Origin of the sequence: Cellulomonas massiliensis JC225, from assembly GCF_000312005.1 — a bacterium.
GTDB classification, from domain to species: domain Bacteria; phylum Actinomycetota; class Actinomycetes; order Actinomycetales; family Cellulomonadaceae; genus Cellulomonas; species Cellulomonas massiliensis.
Genome location: NZ_HE978588.1, coordinates 1,407,813 through 1,411,103, shown reverse-complemented (window position 1 = coordinate 1,411,103; position 3,291 = coordinate 1,407,813). Strand labels below are relative to the sequence as shown.

3 protein-coding genes are annotated in these 3,291 nt (G+C 74.0%); all 3 read right to left on the bottom strand.

Features of this window, described 5'->3' with window-relative positions; genetic code table 11:
* On the bottom strand, window positions 1-937 hold a 937-nt coding region (locus HGCM_RS17315; protein ID WP_019136087.1), incomplete at its 3' end, for an MCP four helix bundle domain-containing protein.
* Between the two features lie 120 nt (window positions 938-1,057).
* The gene (locus HGCM_RS06705; RefSeq protein ID WP_026075308.1) at window positions 1,058-1,474 is read right to left on the bottom strand and encodes a chemotaxis protein CheW; all 417 of its coding nucleotides are present in this window, start codon (window positions 1,472-1,474) and stop codon (window positions 1,058-1,060) included.
* On the bottom strand, window positions 1,471-3,291 hold a 1,821-nt coding region (locus HGCM_RS17310), incomplete at its 5' end, for a chemotaxis protein CheW (RefSeq protein ID WP_019136085.1). The genes HGCM_RS06705 and HGCM_RS17310, both read right to left, overlap by 4 nt.

The window sequence follows — 3,291 nt, the reverse complement described above, 5'->3', positions numbered from 1 at the left end:
CAGCGACGACACCCGCCTGCGCACTCGTCTCGTCCTGCGACGCGCCGACCTGGCGGGACGCGGCCGCGAGCTCCTCGGCCGCCGCGGCGACCGTCTCGGCCGTCTCGACGACGCCCGCGAGGGTGCCGCGCACCGAGACCTGCGCGAGGTTGAGCGACTGCGCCATGCGGCCGAGCTCGTCCAGCGAGCGGACGTCGGCGCCGACCGTGAAGTCGCCCTCCGCCATCGCGTCGAGCGAGCGCTGCACCTGCACGACCGACTGGCGGATGCGCCGGGCGATGACGACACCCAGCGTCAGCGCCACGGCGAGCGCCACGAGCAGGCTCGCGACGAGGATGACGACGGCCCGCGCGGTGCGGTCGCCGGCCGTGTCCGCGACGCCCGCGACGTAGGCGGTGATCTCCTCGGCGACCGCGTCGAGGTCGGCGACGTACGCGTCGATCGCCGGCTGCGCGATCTCGTCGCGGACCTCGCCGTAGGCCGCCAGGTCGTCGCCCTGGGCCGTCGGCACGAGCTGCTCGTCGCGGATCGTGAGGAACGCCGCGTACGACGTGAGGAAGTGCTGCCAGGTCTCCGACTCGGCCGCCTCGGTCTTCGTGTACGCCTCGATGTCCGCGTTCAGCTCGGCGTCGTTGTCGGCGAGCTTCTGCGTCCAGGCCGCCTTGTCCTCGGCGTCCGCGGACGCCGCGATCTGCGCGATGATCATGCGGCCCTTGAGCTGGTTCTGGTGCACGTGGGAGCGCACGTCCGAGATCGTGGACTGGATCATCGCGACCATCTGCAGGTCGCTCTTGGACTGGTTCAGCGCGACGACGGCGTAGACGCCCGAGCCGAGCGCGACCGCGCCGAGCAGGACGAAGACGGTGAGGATCTTGGCCTGGACGCCGAGCCGGGCGAACCAGCCGCCCCGGCGGGAGGCGTCGGTGGGCGAGGTCATGGGGGGTCTCCTTCGAGCGGGCGCGGGGGCTGCGCCGTCGACCGTCCGATCGGCCGGGGGTGGCCGGTCGTGAGGGGTGCGGGCCTGCGAGAGGCCCGGGGATGCGGGTGATCCTGCGGATCAGGCGGCGGCGGCCTCGTCCACGTCGAGGACCAGCAAGAGCTGGCCGTCGAGCGTGCAGGCCGAGCGGATGAGCGGCCGGATCGCGGCGTCGAGGGTGTCCGGCGGCGCCTCGACGCGCTCGGGCTCGACGTCGACGACGTCGCCGATCTCGTCGACGAGCATGCTGACGGTCTCGCCGCCGACCTGGACGACGACCATCATCTGCTCGGCGTCGTCGGGCAGCGGCGCGATGCCGAGCCGCGGCCGCAGGTCCACGGTGAGCACGACCTGGCCGCGGAGGTTGACCAGGCCCGAGACGCCGTCGGGCGCGAGCGGGACGCGGGTGCGGGCGTGCGCCCGCAGCGCCTCCTGGACGCGCTGCACGTCGATGCCGTACAGCCCGCCGTCGATCATGAACGTCACGTAGCTGCTCATCGCTGCGCTCCCGCCAGCTCGAGGTCGGCCGGCAGCTCGGCCGGCTCACGGTAGAAGTCGCGGTCGGCGGCGAGGATCGCCGCGCGCACGTCGAGCAGCTCGGTGACGCGCTCGCCGAGCACGGTCGAGCCGACGAGGCCGTGGTCGTCGATCGACGAGTGCTTGCCGACCTCGTCCTCGACGATGTCGACGATCTCCTCGACGACGAGGCCGACGGACCGCTCGCCCCGCGTGTAGACGATGAGCAGCAGCTCGTCGGACGGGCGCGCGGCGGTGCCGAGCAGCCGGTCCATGCGCACCAGCGGCAGGATCGTGCCGCGGTACTGCACGACCTCCCGGCCGCCCACGAGCTCGACGTCCTGCGCGCGCACGTGCTCCAGGCGCGCGACCGACGCGAGCGGCATCGCGACCCGGCGGCCGCCGCCGATGCCGGCGACGAGCACCTGCTCGACCTCGGCCCGGGTGCCGGCCTGCTCGGACGTGCCGCGCGAGGTCAGCTCCGGGTCGCGCGTGATGGCGCGGCGCGCGATCGCCTGCACGTCGAGGATGAGCGCCACGCGCCCGTCGCCGAGCACGGTCGCGCCGGAGTAGACCCCGATCGCCTTGAGGCGGGCGGCGAGCGGCGTGACGACGATCTCCTCGGTGGTCAGCACGCGGTCGACGAGCAGGCCGAGGCGCTGCTGGTCGGACTGCACGACCGCGATCACGCACTCGTCGTCCGAGATCGACGGCTCGACCCCGAGGACGCCCGCGAGCGACACGAGCGGCAGCAGCTCGCCGCGCAGCCGGTACACCGGCGCGGCGTGCACGTACTCGACGCCCGAGTCCGAGCGCTGCGCGTCGAGCGCGACGAGCTCGACCACGTGCACCTGCGGGAGGGCGTACAGGTCGCCGGCGCACTCCACGGTGAGCGACGGCATGATCGCGAGCGTCAGCGGGATGCGCAGGCGCCAGACGGTGCCCTGGCCGACGGTCGACTCGACGTCGACGGTCCCGCCGATCGCCTCGATGCGCGTGCGCACCACGTCCATGCCGACGCCGCGGCCGGACACGTTCGTCACGCGCTCGGCCGTCGAGAAGCCGGGCAGGAACAGCAGCTGCAGCAGCTCGGCGGCCGACATGGCCTCGACCTGAGCCTGCGTGCGCAGCCCCTTCGCGACCGCCTTGGCCGCCACGGCGTCGGGGTCGATGCCCCGGCCGTCGTCGCGCACCTCGACGGAGACCTGGCCGCCCGCGTGCGACGCGCGCAGCTCGAGCAGGCCCTGCGCGGGCTTGCCGGCCGCGAGCCGCTCGTGCGGCGGCTCGATGCCGTGGTCGACGGCGTTGCGGACGAGGTGGGTCAGCGGGTCCTTGACCGCCTCGAGGAGGCTGCGGTCGAGCTCGGTGTCGCCTCCGACCATCTCCAGGCGCACCTCGCGCCCGCACAGCGAGGCGAGGTCGCGCACGACGCGCGGCATCTTGGACCAGACGTGCTCGATCGCCTGCATCCGGGTGCGCATGACACCCTCCTGCAGCTCCGAGGCGATGAGGTTGAGCTGCTGCGCGGACCGGGCGAGGTCGACGTCCTGCGTGGACGACGCGAGCCGGCTGATCCGGTTGCGGGCCAGCACGAGCTCCCCGACCTGGCGCATGAGCTGGTCGAGCAGCTCGACGTCGACGCGGATCGAGGAGTCGGCGGCGCCGCGCAGGGTGCCGGTGTCGTCGAGCGACGCGGGCGTCTCCGCCGCCGTCGGGGCCGAGCCCTCGGGCGAGCGCGGTGTGGGGACGCCGGACGCGGGTGCGGGGACCGAGGTCGGGGCGGGCGGCGCCGGGGCGGG